The organism is Pararcticibacter amylolyticus, assembly GCF_003130405.1.
Lineage (GTDB): Bacteria > Bacteroidota > Bacteroidia > Sphingobacteriales > Sphingobacteriaceae > Arcticibacter > Arcticibacter amylolyticus.
In genome coordinates this window covers 474-21,026 of record NZ_QEAS01000011.1, presented here as the reverse complement: position 1 = coordinate 21,026, position 20,553 = coordinate 474, and the positions used below count along the sequence as shown (strand labels likewise).

13 protein-coding genes are annotated in these 20,553 nt (G+C 43.2%); 2 read left to right on the top strand and 11 right to left on the bottom strand.

Annotated elements, in window-relative coordinates:
- On the top strand, positions 1 to 264 hold a 264-nt coding region (locus tag DDR33_RS26685; protein WP_238387799.1), incomplete at its 5' end, for a YebC/PmpR family DNA-binding transcriptional regulator.
- A 74-nt stretch (positions 265 to 338) separates the two neighbouring features.
- A complete protein-coding gene (locus tag DDR33_RS13850; protein WP_109416402.1) occupies positions 339 to 1,382 on the top strand; it encodes a hypothetical protein in 1,044 nt (347 codons plus the stop codon).
- A 6-nt stretch (positions 1,383 to 1,388) separates the two neighbouring features.
- On the opposite strand, the gene DDR33_RS13845 is transcribed toward DDR33_RS13850, so the two are convergent.
- The 11 genes from DDR33_RS13845 to DDR33_RS13795 all read right to left on the bottom strand — a co-directional run bounded on the left by DDR33_RS13845 (position 1,389) and on the right by DDR33_RS13795 (position 20,417).
- A complete protein-coding gene (locus DDR33_RS13845; protein ID WP_109416401.1) occupies positions 1,389 to 2,174 on the bottom strand; it encodes a carboxylesterase family protein in 786 nt (261 codons plus the stop codon).
- A 93-nt stretch (positions 2,175 to 2,267) separates the two neighbouring features.
- Positions 2,268 to 4,550, bottom strand: a complete 2,283-nt coding sequence (bglX, locus tag DDR33_RS13840) for a beta-glucosidase BglX (RefSeq protein ID WP_109416400.1) — start codon at positions 4,548 to 4,550, stop codon at positions 2,268 to 2,270.
- A gap of 29 nt (positions 4,551 to 4,579) precedes the next feature.
- Entirely contained in the window at positions 4,580 to 6,301 is a 1,722-nt protein-coding gene (locus DDR33_RS13835; RefSeq protein ID WP_109416399.1) for a family 43 glycosylhydrolase, read from the bottom strand.
- Between the two features lie 52 nt (positions 6,302 to 6,353).
- Positions 6,354 to 7,715, bottom strand: a complete 1,362-nt coding sequence (locus DDR33_RS13830) for a glucoamylase family protein (protein WP_109416398.1) — start codon at positions 7,713 to 7,715, stop codon at positions 6,354 to 6,356.
- Between the two features lie 18 nt (positions 7,716 to 7,733).
- Positions 7,734 to 9,401 carry a glucoamylase family protein gene (locus DDR33_RS13825; protein ID WP_109416397.1) on the bottom strand — a complete coding sequence of 556 codons (1,668 nt, stop codon included), beginning with the start codon at positions 9,399 to 9,401 and terminating at the stop codon, positions 7,734 to 7,736.
- 10 nt (positions 9,402 to 9,411) lie between these two features.
- Positions 9,412 to 10,899 carry a RagB/SusD family nutrient uptake outer membrane protein gene (locus tag DDR33_RS13820; protein WP_109416581.1) on the bottom strand — a complete coding sequence of 496 codons (1,488 nt, stop codon included), beginning with the start codon at positions 10,897 to 10,899 and terminating at the stop codon, positions 9,412 to 9,414.
- An 8-nt stretch (positions 10,900 to 10,907) separates the two neighbouring features.
- Positions 10,908 to 13,952 (bottom strand): SusC/RagA family TonB-linked outer membrane protein, encoded by a 3,045-nt coding sequence (locus DDR33_RS13815; protein WP_109416396.1) that lies wholly within the window; start codon positions 13,950 to 13,952, stop codon positions 10,908 to 10,910.
- A gap of 268 nt (positions 13,953 to 14,220) precedes the next feature.
- Entirely contained in the window at positions 14,221 to 17,124 is a 2,904-nt protein-coding gene (locus tag DDR33_RS13810) for a triple tyrosine motif-containing protein (RefSeq protein ID WP_109416395.1), read from the bottom strand.
- 56 nt (positions 17,125 to 17,180) lie between these two features.
- Positions 17,181 to 17,552, bottom strand: coding sequence for a DMT family protein (locus DDR33_RS13805; RefSeq protein WP_109416394.1), 372 nt, complete (start codon positions 17,550 to 17,552; stop codon positions 17,181 to 17,183).
- 37 nt (positions 17,553 to 17,589) lie between these two features.
- Complete coding sequence (gene trhO / locus DDR33_RS13800; RefSeq protein ID WP_109416580.1) at positions 17,590 to 18,570, bottom strand: oxygen-dependent tRNA uridine(34) hydroxylase TrhO; 981 nt, start codon at positions 18,568 to 18,570, stop codon at positions 17,590 to 17,592.
- 104 nt (positions 18,571 to 18,674) lie between these two features.
- Positions 18,675 to 20,417, bottom strand: coding sequence for a S8 family peptidase (locus DDR33_RS13795; protein WP_109416393.1), 1,743 nt, complete (start codon positions 20,415 to 20,417; stop codon positions 18,675 to 18,677).
- Positions 20,418 to 20,553: the final 136 nt, after the last annotated feature.

The following is a 20,553-nucleotide window of genomic DNA, read 5'->3' as shown; positions in this document are numbered from 1 at the left end:
ATTGATGCAGGACTCGAGGATCTTTTCGTAGAAGCCGATGAGGAAGGGAATGATACTGCCGTGATACACACTTCCTTCGAAGATTTCGGAAAAATGCAAAAGACCCTTGAGGAGAAAGGCATCGAAGTAAAAAGCGCCAAGCTTGAAAGAATTGCTCTTTCGACAACAGAAGTAAGCGAAGAACAGGCAGCCGACGTGCTAAAGCTCATTGATAAGCTGGAAGAAGACGACGACGTGCAGGCCGTATATTACAATATGGCGTAATCTGCCAACCTTGCGGGTTAAGAGTTGCGTGATAAATCCCGCAACTCTCCATCTGCAACCCACATCCTGTTACCATGACTTTCGAAGAATTTTTTATTAAAAAGCGGATTGACCTGGTTCAGCTTCAAAAAGCAGAACCACAGCTTTATTCAGAGCTCGAAAACCATTTTCAATTAATGGGAGAAAAAAGCTTTGATCACACTAAAAAATTCTGGTTTAACAAGCTGCGGCATCTTTACCATCTCGAAACAGTGGCAAAAGAAGCCGCCAGGCCAGCTGAAACACAAATTGCATCCCAGGCAGAAGCTCTAAGCTCGCCCACTATCGAGCAGGCTCCTGCGGCAGCGCCGCCAGTTGCGCCCGCTACCACCGGTGGCGCGCCCGCATACAAGCCAAAGTTCAGGCCCCGCAATATCCCCGGATCAAAAGAAGAAGTTGCTCCAAAGGAAGAACAAACTCCTGCAACACCGGAGATAAAAGAGGAAACAACAGCAAACCCACCTGCAAAGCGGCCTCCTTTTAAACCAAGGAATGTAAAACCCGTATCAGGTGAACCTTCGGAAGATGCGCAAAAAGTAGAAAGCAGGCCAGGGCAAACGGAAGTTTCAGATACCCCGGTTGCCAGCCCGGCAGATTCACCGGCTGCAGCGAAACCAGTGTACAAACCAAAGTTCAATATCAGGAATATCCCTAAGCCGCCTGCTGGTGCAGCAGAGCAAACGGGAGATACAACCGAAAAGCAAGAAGTTCCTGTACCCGAAGCCGGTGGCGAAACAACTCCCCCAGCACAGGTGGAGCAGCCTAAAGCGGCTTATAAGCCCCGGTTTAAGATGAAAAACTTACAGGCCTCTCCCGGGCCTGCAGAAAAGAGTGAGGGACCAGGAGAACAAACCGGCGAGACAGCCGTAACTCCGGCATCAAAAGCAGAAGAAGCCGTTGCAGCAGATCACCAGTCAGCAGACGATGAAACCGCCGGGGCACAGATTTCCCCACCGGTAGCCTCAGAACCTACAACGCCAGAAGGCCCTGAACCGGCAGGAGATGCAAAACCAAAGCCTGCTTACAAACCCAGGTTTAATATGAAGAATATAAAACCAAAGTCCGCTGACGAGGAATAGATCTCTTTAATTAGAATGAGAAAACAGCCAGGGGAGCAGCTCAGGCTCGGCGAGCGCCGGATCCCAGCTATTGTGATTAGCATCCGGATAAACGGTATATTTTACCACGGCATTTCTCTTTTTTAACTCCGCAACGATATTCTCAGAAAAAGAAGGATCAACAATATCATCCTTTGCCCCATGGAAGACCCAGAGAGGCACTTTCCTGTATTTTTTTACATTCTTCAGGTTATCCCCGCCGCAAATAGCAAATGCAGCAGCAAAAAGCTTAGGCTTACGGCGCAGCATTTCGTAAGTCCCCATACCTCCCATAGATAACCCTCCGATATATACCCGCTCTTTGTCCACATAAGGTTTTGCAACCATTCTGTCAACGAGGCCCGAGAGTGCATGCATTGCTTTCGTCGGCATTCCACCTTTTCTGAAATGAAAAGAACGCTTGCCGGCACTGTCTGTCCGGATATTCACATTGGCCCAATAGCTATCCTTTGAGCATTGAGGAAATATAATGATCGCAGGAAACTGACTCCTCACCTCTTCCTTCAGAAACAGTTTTCCTCCATGCGTCAGCTGGCTTTGATTATCCGTACCGCTTTCCCCGCGGCCGTGAAGAAAGAACAAGACAGGATATTTTTTACTACTGTCAAAATTATCCGGAAACAAGATCCGGTAAGGTATTGTATCCTGCCCGGATACATATACACTCTTCTCATATTTGTCGAGCCCCTGACTTCTGCTGTTCAGGACAGAGAACAAGAAAAGAGCTATCAGGCTGATCTTACTATTCATCATATTGATTATACATCAGGATTAAAAAAAGAAAACTGCTCCCAGGCCGGCAGCAGTTTTCTAAACACTCAAACTAACCGGTGGCCCGGAAGTACTTTATTGAAGCTTAAAATCAGCCTCCTTCACATCGCGGCTATTGGTCCCGATAAACACTTTAAAATCACCGGGCTCTGCTACGAATTGTAACTCACTGTTATAAAATTTCAGATCCTCTTCTGTAATATTAAAGGTAATATCCCTTGATTCTCCAGCCTTCAGGCTGACCTTCTGAAATCCCTTTAGCTCTTTAACAGGCCGTGTGATACTGCCTACCAGATCGCGGATATACAACTGCACGACTTCTTTTCCTTCCCTTGATCCGCTGTTCTTCACAGTAACAGTGGCGGTAATGCCTTGTCCCTTGTTAAGAGTATTGCTACTAAGCTTAACGTCGCTATACTCAAAATTAGTATAGCTCAACCCGTATCCGAAAGGATAAAGAGGATCATTAGAAACATCCAGGTAATTAGAACGGAACTTCTCGAACCACTTTCCATCGGCTAACGGCCGTCCGGTATTCTTGTGGTTGTAGAAAAGCGGCACCTGACCCACTACCTGAGGAAAAGTCATTGTCAGCTTTCCAGAAGGATTAACGTCACCAAAGAGCACATCCGCAATCGCATCCCCCGCTTCGGAGCCACCAAACCATACATTCAGGATAGCGGGAACATGTTCGCTTTCCCATTTTAAAGCCAGCGGCCGGCCGGTAAACAACACCAGAACGACAGGCTTTCCTGTCTTAAGAAGCTCCTGAAGCAACTCCTTTTGTACATCAGGAATTCCTATATCTGTCCGGCTTGAACTCTCTCCGCTCATTTCAGCCGACTCTCCAAGAGCCGCCACAATAACATCAGCCTGCTGTGCTATCGCAAGGGCTTCATTCCTGATTGTTTCAGCAGAACGGCTATCCCTCCTCAGTGTTTTCCCAAACATAGTTGATCTGGCCTCGAGAGCAGAATCGGCGGTCAGGTTTGATCCTTTGGCATACAATATTTTTGCCTGGTTACCTGCAGCAGCTTTGAGTCCCTTTATAAGGGAGACTGATTTACTGAAATCAGCGGCGACACTCCATGTACCGGTCATATTTTCTGTTGCATCAGCTAACGGGCCGATCAGCGCAATTGTTCCTGCTTTCTTAACCGGAAGTGTGTTGTTTTCATTCTTCAGCAGAACGAAGCTTTGGGCTGCAGTAGCTCTGGCTTCCTTCCTGTTTGCAGCAGTATATATTTCAGTTTTGGCCCGCTTTACATTGCAGTAGCGGAAAGGATCTTCGAAAAGGCCAAGCTTATACTTCGCCTCCAGGACTCTCCGGCATGCCATGTCAATTTCCTGCTGGCTTATTTCGCCTTTTTGCAATGATTCCTTCAGAGTAGTCAGGAAGCCCTCCCCTACCATATCCATATCAACTCCGGCCTTTAATGCTAATGCCGAAACCTTCCTGAGATCTCCAAGCCCGTGATCTACCATTTCATTGATGGCCGTATAGTCAGTGACAACGAAACCGTTAAATCCCCATTGCTTCCGAAGCACATCGTTCATTAACCAGCGGTTCGCACTGGCGGGAATACCGTCTACTTCGTTAAAGGAAGTCATAACACTCCCTACCCCGGCTTCTACGGCAGCCTTATAAGGAGGGAAATATTCATTATACATTCTGACCCGGCTCATATCCGTGGTATTATAATCACGCCCGGACTCGATCGCACCATAAAGAGCAAAGTGCTTCACACAAGCCATAATCGTGTTATTCTTTGAAAGATCATCACCCTGGTACCCCTTGATCATCGCTTTAGCGATCTGAGCTCCCAGGTATGGGTCTTCACCTGATCCTTCAGAAGCACGTCCCCAGCGGGCATCACGCGAAATATCTGTCATTGGAGAAAACGTCCAGTTGATACCATCAGCACTCGCTTCATTCGCTGCTATACGCGCACTTCTTTCAATGAGAGGCATATCCCAGCTGCATGAGAGACCAAGCGGAATGGGAAATACCGTTTGATAACCGTGAATAACGTCCATTCCGAAGATCAGCGGAATTTTTAAACGAGTCTTTTCAACCGCCACCTTTTGTACGTCGCGGATCTTTGCAACTGTTTTTATGTTGAACAGTCCTCCAACTTTCCCGTCTTTGATCTTTTGCGCTATATCGGAGTTTGAGGCCTGACCGGTGGTGATATCGCCGGCGCCAGGCAGGTTTAACTGTCCCAGCTTTTCATCCAGGGTCATCTTCTGCATCAGATTCGATATAAACTGATCCATTTTTGCATCCCGGCCAGTCTGAGCGTTCGCTCCGGTGACCGCCATCGAAAGTAAAAATAAGCTCGCTTTAAAAAACTTCATTGTTCCTAACCTTTACTCTTAATCTAAATTTATTGTATTTCTATAATCTTGCTCCGTGCCGATACGCCATTCTCATTGAAAGATTCGATGGCGAAGTAATATTTCTGATCAGTCGACAAACTCTTCAGATCCAACGAACCGGCATCATATACCATCCAGGAGCTGTACAATTTATCAGGGGCAATCCCCCATAGAATATTATATCCCTGGGCTTCCGGCTGCTTCTTCCAGGTAATTAAGGCGTCACGCTTGTCCGATTTCCTTTTCACAGTAAAACCACCCACACTGCCGGGTGCTTTACCCTGCCCTTTGCCGAAGACCCTCAAGCCCGAGATGGCCAGGTTGACAGTGGGAGCATGAATGTTCTTATACCGGATATACCTGACAATAGCAGGCGTTCCGAGCTCTACATAATCATTAGGCACATCTTTAAAGCTCCCAGAGCGATCTATAAGGGTCTGCCATTTCTTTCCGTCCGCTGATCCTTCAATCGTATAACGATGGTAAAGCCCGGGCACCCGCCCATAAAAATCTGACTTGTAATCATGGTAGTTTAACTGGACAGCAAACACCTTACCCGGACGCTGGAGATCGATTTCAACCCACTGGCGATTGTCGTTTTTTTCAGCTACCCAAAACGTCCGGATGCTCTCGTCCGTAATATTCTGAGCAGGATAGTCGCCAAGTGAAGATGATACTTTCACTGGTTTCTTATAAGAGAGCAGCATCCAGCCCGTAAACTGTCCCATTTTACCCGGCTCCGACGGCGCATAGTGAGGATAGTCGCCAAAGGAAGTATTGGAATACATCAGTCCATCCTTATCGAAGTAAGCCGGAAACATACAAAGCCGTCGCTCCCAATTTACATTCACCGACACAGACATAGAAGCGAAATGCCAGTACACATTATCAGGCCCGGAGACAGAGCTTCCATGTCCGGCCCCGGTAGCGAATCCCCCGGGTTTATAAAAAACAGGATTGTTGGGAGCATATGTATAAGGGCCCAGCGGCCGGTCACTCATATAAACCCCATCCCCGTAAACATTAAATTCTGTTCCGGGTGCAGCATACTGCATATAATATTTATTGTTGTGTTTAGTCAGCCATGCACCTTCCATATATCCTTTCAGTACAGTATCGGAATGGTTTTCACCAAACCTCTCCCAGCCGTGTTTGTCGCCATCCAGCTTAAACAACTCTGTCACCGGCCCTGACGGTCTGAAACTCCGGGTTCTGTCGAGTGTCCTTCCTCTGAGAGGATACGTATTGGAAGAACCCCAGAACATATAAGCCTGCCCGTCGTCGTCTATAAACAGATCGGGGTCCTGGAGATCTGTGAGAATGAATGGCAGAGGTTTCCAGTCTCCTTTTTTAGGATTATCCGTATACAATACACTCATTGCACCAGATGGATCGCCGGTTACATAAAGCACAGAATCTTTGTAATTATGGGCGGCAGGAGCATTAGAGCCCTGGAAGTACCACTTCTCGGGGGCTATAAACGTCCAGTTAGTGAGATCAGCGGAATGCCAGTATCCCATAGAACGGGTGACAAACATGTAGTATTCGCCCTTAAACTTTACTACAGCCGGATCGGCACCAGATCTGTATGAAATATCCCTTGCAGCATCATAAATAGCATACGTGTAGTCGATATTGAGAGGATTACAATAAGTACTCATCCTTGTCGACTGGCCATTCACCGATGATACTAGACTACATATCAGACATATAAAGAGTAATTTCTTCATTACGATTTCATTGTATTCCCCTGATGACTCCCCACAGTCATCATCTTAAACACTATTTCAATTCGGGACTTTTAAATTCTAGCTTATGGAGTCCTTTCTGCACATCCGGATCAGCCATAAACAGCTTCCACAATAAACCAGAACGGCCATTCTCAATCATCACGACCTGCGGCCCCTGGTCAATAGCAAGGTACCGCTGCGGGTACCAGTTATCCGTCTCGCTGTAGGCATCGTAGAAGCCGTACTTACCCCAGACTTTATCTCCTAATTTTTCGTACAGATAACGCATTACCTGCATCGAGTACTCGGGGGTATATGGATAAGAAGATATTGCCGCTGTAGGAGAAATCACTCCCAAATCCTCCTGCGGGCTATGCCCGGCGTATCCATTTACAGAGTAACTCGCAGTCAGTCCCCAGGCATTCTCGCCATACCCTTTAAAGCCTTTAGGATTTTTGATAGCATACTCCCTGTTGATCAAAGTATGGTTCTTATTGAGCAGCCAGTAATCTGCATATCGGTCCTTCAGGCCTTTCGGATTCAGGCCGAGATAAGAATAATGCGCCCAGAAGAGGGATCCTACACTTCCCGGAGCGCCATTATGAGCCAAGACAACCTTATAACCATACTTCTCACTATCTGACTTAATTGCGCCATTCTTAGCCCAGCCCTCATGATAAACCTCAGCAGGAACACCGTGAGCAAGCGAAGACGCGGCCAGCACGTACATGATCAGACATTCATTGTAGCCCGTGACAGGGAAGTTCATTTCCCAGCCGTATTCGGGACTCCAGTGCCAGTAAAGGACATTCTGACCGCCCTTTCTGTACCAGCTCCAGTCGATCTCTTTCCATAAAGCATCAGCCTTTTCTGCCAGCTGCTGTTCCGCTGCATTACCCGACTTAAAATACTGTTTTACACAAATAAGGCCTTGTGCCATAAAGGCCGATTCTACCAAATCCCCTCCGTTATCTTTCTGTCCGAAAGGTTTCACCTTTCCTGTTTTGCCTTCAAGCCAATGCGGCCAGGCTCCATGAAAGCGATCAGCTTTTTCAAGAAAGCTCATGATCCTGCTCAGCCTGGTAACCCCTTCCTCCCTGGTAATAAATTTGCGTTCGATGCCAACCAGAATGGCCATCAGCCCAAAACCACCGCCACCTGTAGTCACAACATCCTGATCGTTCTGAGGATAGTTGCCATCGATGTGAATACGCTCCCGGGCTAACCCTGAATTAGGTTCAGCTCCTTCCCAAAAATAATTAAATGTGTGTTTTTGTATGAGGGTAAGGAGGGAATCATCTGCCAACTTTTCCTTTGATGCGACTTTGGAGTAACCGGCTTGTCTGTTAACTGAACATGCACAAAAAAAAGATAAAAAAACAAAGAGTGATAAACCAAAGTGTATGTATTTCATCTTACTTCTTTTATTATGCTAAAATTTCGAACTTGTAAATCCGAGAGCTTTCATCCCAATTTCAACTTCAGGGCTACTCATAAACAAATCCCATAGTAAACCGCTTCTATAGTTTTCTATCATTACAATAATCGGCCCTTGGTTAATCGCAAGAAAAGAATCAGCAAACCACGGCTCATGCAGAGAAAATGCATCTTTAAAACCATATTTTCCCCATACCTTGTCACCCAGCTTATAATAAAAGAACTTAAGAGCTTTCATAGATTCATGAGGGGTATAAGGAAAAGACGATAAAGCAGCAGTTGGGGAAATAACACCATTATCATTATTCGGATGATGAGTCATATAACCCTGTATATCATCACTTGCTGTTAATCCCCAGCACTCTTCACTATATCCGTAATATTTCCGTGGATTCTCTATACAATACTTATAATTAATAAATGAATGAGCCTTATTTTGTACGTCGTAACTAGCATAAAAGTCTCTGAGTCCATTGGGATCTATCCCTAGAAACGAATAATGTGCATAAAAAAGCGGCCCACCGTTGGGCTCTCCGAGAGGAAGCAAATTGCTATAATATGTACTTGTATTTTTAATAGCTCCATTTCTAGCCCACCCCTCGTCATATACTTGTTTAGATATCGGAAATGTCGGGGATGCTGCAGCAAGCACATATGTAATAAGAGCTTCGTTCCATCCACGCACTTGTAAATTCATTTCCCAACTGTAATCAGGACTCCAATGCCAATAAAGAACATTCTCATTATTCCTTTTAAACCATGTCCAGTCTACTTCTCTCCAGATATTATTGATATTATTTCTAAGCGTAGCTTCTTCCTGAGATGCATTATTAAAATATTGTCTGGCTGTTAACAACCCCTGTATCAAAAAGGAGGTTTCAACAAGATCAGCCCCATTGTCTTTGGGACTAAAAGCAACAACCAATCCGGTAGAACCGTTAATCCAATGAGGAAATGCACCATGAAAGGTTTGCACTTTGGTTTTAAGGAAATTCACCATCTTGCCGATCCTCTCAAGACCCTGATCTCTGGTAATAAACCCCCTGCTAATAGCAGTTATAACAGCCATAACTGAAAACCCAGATCCACCTATTGTAACCGTCTCTCCTGATGAATCTCGTTCTCTCGCGAGGCCACTCACGGGATGTGCCAGATCCCAGAAATACTTAAATGTTTGCTGCTGAACCAGAGTCAAAAGAGCTTCATCACTGATTCTGGGAAACTTATCAACAGAGTCAATTCTGGTTACAAAGAAAGCTTTAACTCCAGCATCAAGTTTCCTGCCTCTTACGGAACGTAGATTGTTCTTCACTTCAAATGAGTACTTACTGATTGCTGCCAATGGTTTCTGAGAGGATATAATGAGGACACTATCGCTATTTTCAGATGTCACATTAAAAGCTATCGGATTATTGTCTGCATCGGTAAAGGATATAAAGGAAGCTGATTCTGCAAAATTTACGGGAGCCGTAAATTTCACTTTTATAAAAGCCAGTAAACTAACACCATGATGGATCTCGCCTGCTTTATAAATGGAATTATCAATCTGAACAGATTGTAAAGAAAAGTCGGGATAAGCTTCAGAAACTGATTCCTTATTCTTTCCGCAAGACATCATAGCAAAACAAAAAGAAATCAATATTAAAACTTCTCCCGACCTCATAATAATTATGTTAATATCCCGGATTTTGGGTAAGGAGGCCTCCACTAAGATCGATTTCCGTTTGCGGTATCGGCCAAACCTCGTTCTTCCCCGCCATCCATCCTTTAGGTCCAAAAATCTCAGCTGCTCTGCCCTGACGGATTACATCAAAATATCTGTCATATTCCATCGCGAGCTCAACTCTTCTTTCATTCCAAATTGCCAGACGCAGTTGCGCTTTGTCTGTTGTGGTAACCCTTGGAAGAATCGCTGTATTACTACCCCTTGCTCTTGCTCTAACTTGCTCAAGTGAAGCTAATGCTTGAGTAGCATTTCCTAACTCATTTGCTGCTTCCGCATTCATCAAAAGGACTTCTGAATATCGTAAAACACGAACATTTTGCTGAGCACCCTCATTATATCCTGTAACATACAGATTAAAGGGCACATAAGATTTTTGATTATACATAGGATTATCGCCAACCGGTGAAATCACATCCCCATCCGGAGTAGTTTCTCCCCGGAAAATAATAGTAGCATTCCGTCTTGGATCACCGGTTTCAAAGGCATCAGCGAGAACCTGAGTTGGCACATTAAATCCCCATCCTCCACCTGTTACACCACGCACTCCCTGCACTTGAGAATACTGGGAATTAGACGCATCTTTATTGCCCGTAATAAGGGCACATTGTATTTCAAAAACAGATTCGGAGCTATTTTCGTTTTCAAGACGAAATACCCTTTCAAAATTAGGAACCAGGGAATATCCCATGCCCATTATCTGGTTAGTATAATTGAACACACTTTCCCATTTTTTCAGATACATAGCTACTTTAGCATGTAAACCCAGAGCAGCACCCTTTGTAACACGTCCTAAATCGTTAGCACTGTAATTTGTTGGTAATACAGATGCCGCATCAGTAAGATCCTGTTCAATAAGGGCATAAACTTCATCTGCAGTTGACCTGGGGATATTAACGTTTTTATCATCCGCAGTAACCGCATGCACCCGTATCGGTACACCTCCAAATGCTCTTACTAACCTGAAATATGAGTATGCTCTAATGAATTTAACTTCTCCGAGATAGCGGGCTTTCAAGCTTTCGTTCATCGAAATAGCTGGCACATTGTCCAGTACCTGGTTAGCGTAGTTAATGTTTTGATACTGGGCTTCCCAGAAACCACCAAGCTGCCCTTGGGTAGAAGTTACAGTAAAGTTATCATAATCATTAAAATAAGTCGCATCATTAGTGCTGCTTCCCTTTTCCGCCTCATCCGAACCGACGCTTTCAACCGCGATTGCTGGAAAAGCAGTATTACCCCAGGTTCGCAGGCTAGCATAAGCAGCGTTAACCGCCTTTAATGCATCCTCTTCAGATGACCAAAATGTTTGGGACGGCTGCTGTCCCTGGGGATCAACATCAAGAAATTTGTCTGTACACCCACTCACCAAAAGGGTTGCTACCATACCAAAGGCAGCCCCTGTTTTAACTATATATTTTATATAACTGATTTTCATGGCTTTCATTAAAAAGTAAGATTAACACCGAAATTGTAGGTTGCATAAAGTGGGTAAACATTAGCGTCTACACCACTTGTCAGAATAGAAGCTCCATAAACTTCCGGACTAAATCCTTTATATCCGAAGATATTGATCATATTCTGAGCATTCGCATAAACCCGGACTCTGTTTACCTTCCATTTTGATAAAATCGATTTTGGAAGTGTATATCCTAATTGAAGGTTTCTCACTCTGAAATAAGACCCACTTTCCACATAAAAAGAGTTAGGAGCCGAATTTGATGTAGACCCAACGGCAACCGATGGGTATGTAGTTGAAGTACCTTCGCCGTGCCACCTGTTATCAAAAAAATCTTTTGTAAAATTCTCGTTTCCATAACGATAAGCAATATTTGCATTATACACATCCACATCGGCTGCACCCTGAAAATCAATTGCTAAATCGAAATTTTTATATTCAAAAGAAGTATTTATACCATAGTTATACTTAGGAAAAGGATTACCTAACGATACCCGATCCTTACCATCTATAACATTATCACCGTTTTGATCAACATACCTAAAATCTCCCGGTTTAGCTCCTGGTTGTGCTGATCCAGATACTTCAGTGGCATCCTGGAAAATTCCGGCAACTTGATAACCAAAGAATTCGCCGATAGGACGTCCCTGCACTGTACGTGTTACACTAGCCCCATTAGTGATACCCGTTCCACCGGTCAAAAGAGGGGTATTACCACTAAGTACCTTTGTCACCTTATTATTATTCATACTGATGTTCCCACCGACAGAATAAGTAAGACCTCCAGACGTTTTGTCCCTCCAGGTGATAGAAAGTTCAGCTCCTCTATTTCTGAAATCTGCCTGGTTGGCAACTCTTTTAGTACCTCCATCACTCTTTAAACCAATTGAACTCAACACAGGGATAGCAAATATTGTCTGTTGAGTTGTTTTGCTGTAATAGTCGGCTTCAATATTCAGGCGGTTAGTAAGAAATGCAGCTTCAAAGCCTATATTAGTTCCTGCTACACGCTCCCAGTTAAGAAATGCTGCTGGGTAAACATCGATAGATGCTCCTGGATATAACTTCTGATCTGGCCCAAAAATAGCCGATAATTGAGGAGTAGCAGTAACTGTTAATATAGTCGGATTATATGGGACACCGGCATTACCAATTTTTCCCCAGCTTCCTCGGATCTTCAAGTTGTCAAATATCTGTTGATCTTTCATAAACCCCTCATTTGTAACAATCCATCCAAGTCCGACAGATGGGAAGTATCCCCATAAATCGCCACCGTTATAAAACTGGGAAGCACCATCAGCCCTTAATGACGCATTTAACAGATATTTATCTTTAAAGCTGTAATTTACACGGCCGAAATAGGATGCTACTGTTGTGAGTTTTCCATCGTCTTTATAATTGTATGAACTCGCGCTGGCGAGCTTTAGATACAGATCTCCTTCAGAACTGTATGGAACGCCTTCTCCGCTTGCTGTTGAGCCATATAGCTTATAACGTTGTGCTGATTGTCCTAGCAACACTGTTAAACTATGATCAGTAAATTTTTTATTATAAGTAAGTGTATTCTCTATAATCCAGTTTCGGGTATCGGCACGGCCAATCGATAACTTCGAAACATTGTTAACCTGATTCTTGGTATAATTATAAACTCCTACATAATTTCTATTTTCGTATTGTCCGAACTCACCACCAAGACTTGTTTTAAATGTCAGATCTTTCGTAAGGGATACATTCGCATAAGCATTCCCGGTAAACCTGTATCTTTTCGCTTTTTGATTATAAGCTTCAAGAGTAGCTAAAGGATTAAACTGGACAGAGCTTCCAAGCGCACCATTGGAAATATTATATGGATCACCGAAACTGCCATCTGAATTGTAAGGAGCAACTATAGGTGCAGCCGAATATATTTGATGCCAGATGTCAGAAGGAACATCCCTGGATACACTGTCAGTAGCAGTAATATTAAATCCAACTTTTAAAAATTTCGCGACCTCATATTCGTTATTAAAACGTGCAGTATACCTTTGATAGTTATTGCCTTTAACAAGTCCATCCTGGTTAAGATAACCAAAAGAAAAGTTATACGTTGACTTTTCGCCCCCACCGTTTACAGATAATTGGTGACTGGTAACAAAAGCCCGCCTTAATATCTCGTTATACCAATTTGTTCCAGTGCCAAAACTAGAGGGATTACTGAAGATAGGAGTTCCTCCACTTGAAGATGTTAGCTCGTTGATTAATGTAGCATACTCCGTACCATTTGCCATTTCAACCTGATTGGTAACATTCTGAAATCCAACATAACCATTATAGTCAACAACTGTTCTGCCCTTTGACCCCTTCTTTGTAGTTACCAGAATAACACCATTTGCTGCACGAATACCATAAATAGATTGTGCTGAAGCATCCTTAAGCACACTTATGTTTTCAATATCGGCAGGGTTGATAAAACTCATATTGTCATACCATACACCATCAATAACATATAATAGGTTTGTATTTCCATAGATGGTACCAACACCTCTTACAATAACCTTCGGTGTTGCTCCAGGAGCACCTGAATTTGTTATAGTAACACCTGCAACTTTTCCTTGCAATGCGCTTGCCGCATCCGATGCCGGCTGCTTATTCACATCTGCACCCTTTACTTGCGATATAGAACCGGTAACGTCTATCTTCCGCTGAGTTCCGTATCCCACTACTATTACTTCATTTAAACTTTGAGAGGACGCTTGAAGCTTAATGTTTATAGTAGGCTGATTATTGATGGCAACTTCCTGGCTTTGGTAACCGATATAAGATACAACAAGAATTCCTGTTCCAGGAGCGCTTATTGTAAAACCTCCATTTACGTCGGTCGAAGTACCTTGTGTAGTACCTTTAACTTTGACGCTGACACCAATCAATGCTTCCCCGCTTTTAGCGTCGGTGACCCGACCCCGTATGGAAATGTTTTGCTGGGCAAAGACGCTTCCCAGAATCAGGAAGAATACAAAGGCACCTCCTGACAGGCGTGTAAAAATTTTTTTCATAATTAATTAAAAAATTAGGTCCTTACTTTTTGGGTTGTTTAACGAAAACCACAACAACGTTTATAATCAATGCAACAAATCTTGCATGAAATAGTTGAATAGCCTAAAAATTCACTTTCACTTCACTACATCAGGAATGTAAATAATATGATAAAAGAAAAGGGCACGTTTTTAGTTTAACTAATTCGTTTTAGCCTTAAAACATGATGCAAGTCACACCAAAATATGAGCAAGGTCTCTTTTTGATATGAGAGGTAATGATGTAGTACTAAATCTGCATAAAAAACTCTGCGAGGTTCTTATCGTGATCTAAGTTGAGCTTCTTTCTGAGCCGGTAACGCCGGATTTCAACTCCTCTTAGCGTAATGTTCAGAAGTGAGGCAATTTCCTTGCTGCTCATATTCATCCTCAAATATGCACAAAGCTTAAGGTCATTAGGAACCAGTTCAGGGTATTGAGCCTTCAGCTTTTTGAAGAAGTTTTCATGAGTTTCATTAAAGCTCGTTTCAAAGATATTCCAATCGCGTTCATCATTCAAGCCTTCATCTATCACCTTCTCAATACGCTTAAGTTGATCGGAACTCAGCTTCTTTCCATTGCTGTCTCTAAAGCTATAGATCTCATCTCTGATTTTTTGAAGCAATTCGTTCTTGTAAACAATATTCATTGCCGAACTGGTGAGTTCACGGCTTTTACTATCAAGATCAGCCTGAAGCTGTTCGTTCCTAAGCTTTATAATCTTTTGCTCATTAGCTTGGGCCTCCTGCCGAAGGTGCTCTTCTTTCTCTTTTTCGAGTCTTTGATGTATCTTCTCTTTATCCCGTCTCAACTTTATAAAATAAAGTCTGCGCAAACCAAGAAAAGCTATAACATGCAAAAGAATATAGAATGCAATTGCATAACCACTCAAATACCAGGGCGGTAAAATAGTGAAGTCAAGTGTAGTTTCTGTAGCTATCAACCTGCCGTCAATACGGGCTCGCACACGAAATGTGTAGTTCCCCGGACTTAAATTAGAAAATTCCTTATTCGCCTGTACAGACCAGGACGACCATTCTGAAGAATAGCCATCTAACACATATTGATACTCAATTTTAGCTGTCCTGTAATACGGAAGCGAGAAGCTGATCCGGAGATTATTCTTCTTATAAGGAATCTCGATGGTTCCTTTGCTGCTTTCGGTTAATGTAAAAGTAGTATCTGAGAGATTTTCGGCCTTTCTTATAAGAACAGAGCGGTGAGAAGAATGACCGTTCGAAATTCCACCCGAAGCATTATATATCGCAAACCCGTCGTCAATGCTAATTAAATGCATTGTATTACTGATCCTGCTGATATTCTCATAATACTGAACCATTCTACCATTCAGCATAGTGAAGGTCGTGGAATCCATTGATATCCTGCCCGAGTGTCCAAATGACACAATCGCGGTTTTCCCATGGTCTATAAACCAATATTTTCCACCACCTGCAGGAATGATCTTGTTTGAATACGCAAAAGATCCCAGAGGCTTATTTAGTTGGTTATATCTGAAAAACCGGTCACTGATATCATCGTACACATAGAAAGAAGAATCCGAGGAAAATACAATCCGATGTTCCAGCTCAAAAACATTGATGTTGTAGCTTCCGGGAAGGCCATTAGTACCTGCGTAGTATTTCATTGATACTACCTTTCTAAGATCCGCGCTTAACTGCAGCTTATAGATCCCCTTGTAGGCATGCCCTACCCAGATATTCCCACGGCTGTCTTGCTCAACATACCGGGCCGGCTCTCCAAATCCACTCACCACATGTGAAAATATCCCGCGCCCGCTGTCATCCTTTTTATAAATCACAAGTCCGGTATATGAGCCCTGAATAAGCAAGTTTGGGTTAGAATTCAGCCGCTTTATTGTCCAGCCGCCGCTTACATGAGACACTTCGCTAAGTTTATCTCCGTTAACCATAAAGGTACCGTTGTTATGGCCGCACAAGAGCTGTCCGTCAAGCAATGAAAGATTCCAGACCTGCCCCTGCGAGTTAGGAACAAAACGAAAATCAAAATATTGAAAATCATCCGGGCTTGCAGCGTCCAGGTTACTATAAAACAAGCCTTGGTTAGTTCCCAGATATATTCTCTTGTCATGAATAATACTTGAGTACACTGTGCCCAGATCACCTTTTTTGTCAAAATAAAAATAGAGAGGCGAATTAAGTTCTACGCGATCTATTCCATTATCAAGGCCAGCCCACAGGTTCTGCTCATCATCAGAGTAAAGTGACAGTACTGTATTGTTTTGAAGACCAGATGTCTTATTAATTCTCTGAACGATCCGGCCCCGTTCGTCTAAAATAACGATCCCGTTTAAAATTGTACCAAAAGCAAAATAACGCCCCATGATAACCGTACCGGCATTCAGCTGATAAGCTTTAAGAAAGTTATTTGCCTGGTTCCCCCAGGGTTGTACAGAGATTCCATCATAAAGGAAAAGGCCGTTTTTGGCCGTACCTATAAGGAACTTGTCTTTTCCGAAAGGAAGGACCGACAATACGCCGCTGGTTCCTATTATCTCACTGCCTTTGATCAGCTCCAGTTTCCTTCCTTTCAACTCATAGAGGCCTTTAAGCATCACCTCTGCAAAAACACGGTCTCTCGCTTTAAAGGTGAAGAGGAAAAAGTTCGGCTGTTCAGCCTTTACGGTCTCAATCTTTCCGTTTTCATATATAAAGATTGAGGCAAATGACTGAAAATACACCTTTGAGCCGGAGACATGAATTTTCCAGATCTCATCCTTTAATCTATGCTGTTTGGGAACAAGGCCGGTTAACGATTTATAGACGAATTTCCCCTGCGAATTAAAGCTCCAGTAGCCAAATTCACCGAAGCCGCCTGCATACACCCGACCTTTGCCATCCGCCGCTACAGCGCGCACGATGAGGTGATTGGGCATAACGTATTGCTGCCAGTAACGCCCGTCAAAAACCAGAAGACCTTCTCCGTTCCCGAAATACATGACTCCATTACCTGGATCCTTCGATACCGCCCAGTTCTGGTTTCCTGACTGATATACGTTTTTCGTATAGTTCTGAACGTATGGAACTCCAAAACTCTTTATATCAGCTGAAAAACCACCATTAGATAATGTGATACAAGTAAGCAGTGCGAGAAATTTCGATAAGCCTTTCAACATTCCTTCAATAAACGGCGTGAAGCCTATAAATGGTTATAGTGGGGCTTGGGACTACCCTACCACTTTTTAAAAATAAAAAAAACAGCGAGGACTATAAAAAAGAATCCGACGAAATGATTCCATGCAATCTTCTCGGTCTTGAAGAAGATGAAACTAAAAACGAGAAAAACTGTAATGGAAATCGCTTCCTGCAAAACTTTGAGTTGCAGAAGATTAAACGGGCCTCCATTCTCTTTAAAACCAATCTTGTTTGCCGGCACCTGAAAAGCATATTCAGCTAGAGCGATGCCCCAACTTATGAAGATAATGGCGGCCAGTCCCAGATTACGGCTCCAATCCATCTCCTTAAATTTCAGATGTCCGTACCATGCCAGCGTCATAAAGACATTGGACGTACATAACATGGCAATTGTAAAAAACGCTTTCATTAATTATACATATTAACTAAAGCGCAAAGATATGAAATCAGGCGTGCAGAGGTCTCAAATCTTCAACAAACTCCGTTCTTCCTTTTTTGTTCAGATTAACCTGCTGAGGGATCTTAACATAGTAGCCTGTTCCATCGTACACGCGTTTACGGGGATGAGTTTTACATTCATCAGAACAGCAACCCTCCATCTTAGTGCCGCATTCATCACATTGCGTGAAGTGCTCATTACATTCCGGATTGGCACAATTGATCATCTTTGCTGTCGTCTTTCCGCAATTACGGCAGGTAGAAATTACCACCGGATTCACCGAATTCACTTCAACCGATACACGGTTGTCAAATACATAGCATTTACCTTCAAAGTCTTTGCCTCCCGCTTCTTTGCCGTACTTGATAATTCCTCCATGCAGCTGATACACATCTTTAAATCCTTCGTGCAGCAGTAACGCAGAAGCTTTTTCACATTTAATCCCTCCCGTACAGTATGTCAGGATCTTTTTATTCTTGTACTTCGCCAGCTCATTGATCTTTGCAGGAAAATCACGAAAGTTGTCAATATCCAGGGTGACGGCATTTTTAAAACGGCCCAGTTCATGTTCGTAGTTTGAACGGACGTCCAGAATGACAACATCCTCCTGATCCTTCAGCTCCATAAACTCCTTCGGCTCCAAATGAATTCCGGTCTTCTTTTTAGGATCAATGATGTTGGGATCGCGAAGTCCGGAATGTACAATCTCCGGTTTATACCGGCAATGCATTTTAATGAAAGAGGGCTCGTCTACATCATCAATCTTAAACTCGGTAGCCGCAAAGCGCGGATCTGCAAGAACGGTATCCATATAGATCCTGCAAGACTCTGTCGTTCCGGAAACTGTTCCGTTCAAGCCTTCGCCGGCAACGATAATACGTCCCGTGAGTTCGAGAGATTTACAAAACTGGAGATGATCTGCGGCGAATTGCTCCGCATTTTCTATCGTAGTATAACAATAGTAAAGAAGTGTCTGATATCTTGTCATAATCATTGATACTGGTTCAAACAGCGTGAAATGAGGTGCAAAGATACAAAAAAGCTTTGGAATTGATGTTCCAACGGCTATGTTTAATGATAGCTGAAAATCAATTATTTACTCGACAGACGCTGCTGCATTTGTTCTGCGAGTTTTAGGGCATTATATGCGTTTACAACCCCTCCGGAAATACAGATATCAGAGAGCTTAACCTTTTTACTTTCTCCCTCTTCCCTTATCTTCACTTTCTGCTCAACCATTGTGACCGATTTCATGATCACGTCCTTCACCTGTACTGCAGTTAAAGAAGGATAATAAGACCGGACGAGGGCGGCAATGCCAGCAACAACCGGAGAAGCCATACTCGTACCATCATTTTCTTTATACTTTGAACCGGGTATCGTTGAATTGATCTTTACGCCAGGCGCAAATACATCGACAGACCTTTTTCCGAAATTTGAGAATTCAGCAACAAGATCGTCATCATTTTTCCATCCGGAAGCCCCTACTTCAATCCAGTTCTGAGCCTGGGGCTTCGTAAATTTCAAGGTATCCCTTTCTATTTTCAAAGAAGCATTCGACCCCATGCCAGACATCCCAGGCCCCATCGGACGGGCGCCTCTTGACACCACCGACATACGCTGATTGCTTCCCCAATAGTTTGCATCCAGGGTATCAGCATAGATCCTTGTTGGAAAATTGTTCTCAACATCTGTATTCTTCGAATCGTTACCGGCAGCATGAACCAACAGAACATCTTTGGAAGCGGCATACCTCACTGCACTATCTACAAGAGCTTTATCCCATGAATAGCTTTTACCGAAGCTCATGTTGATGACCTTTGCGCCATTATCAACTGCATAACGTATAGCATTCGCGACATCCTTGTCCCGCTCATCTCCATCTGGCACGGCTCTTACTGCCATAATCTTCACATTTTCGGCTACTCCTTTTACGCCTTTATTATTATGGCGATCAGCAGCTATGATACCTGCAACATGCGTACCGTGATCAGCGTCCGGCCCCTGAACATCCGAATTTCCATAAAAACGTTCAGCCCCATTATTATAATGATCACCTATTGAATCTCTCGGATCGAAATCCATATTCAAATTATAGTTGATCTGCCCGTAATAGGATTTATAGGCATCTTCGATATCTTCTCTAAACTTCTTGTAATCGGGATCTTTCCGAAGTTCGGGCTTCACGATTTTGATAACTTTAGATTCTATTTCTCCCCGGGTTTTATAATTATCAAAATCCTGTAAGGTCGGAGTCTCCTTCCCTATTCTGGTCACGATTGTATCCAGGCTTTTACGCAAGATTGATACGTTCTCAAAGCCAACCCGTGCATTTTCCAGCTTACCCATATAGTCGGTAACCATTTTCTTATACAGATTGAATTCCTTCCTCTCATCCCTGCTCAGGGGGGTTGTATTCAGCACGGCCGCATACTTGTCCTGATACTTCCTCAGCAATCTCACTACCTCCATATTATCATAACGAACACTATAAGTGGGAGATCCGAGAAAATTCCACCCATGTACGTCATCTACATACCCGTTTTTATCATCATCTGCTTTATTGCCGGGTGTTTCCTTAGCATTGGTCCACATTACACTTTTAAGATCCTCATGTTGCGTATCCACTCCCCCGTCAATAACAGCGACCACGACAGTTTTGCCCTTCTTTCCCTTCAACAGCTCGTTATATGCTTTCTCCGTGCTTACCCCAAATACACCATCCTGTATTAAATCCAGGTTCTGCCAGTTATCCTTAGGCTTATCCTTCGGCTGTGCGCCTGCTATATAAGGTAGTAAGATTGTCAGTAATAGTAGTCTTTGTATAAATTTCATCTCTTTCAAAAATCTGATTCACAACAGTTAACTTATAACGAATAACTGTATCATTAATTTTGTGCTCAATATATAAATAATAGTATTACCGTAAATGTTTATTTGTATACAATAAATAAAGGTTAGTCTCAATTTG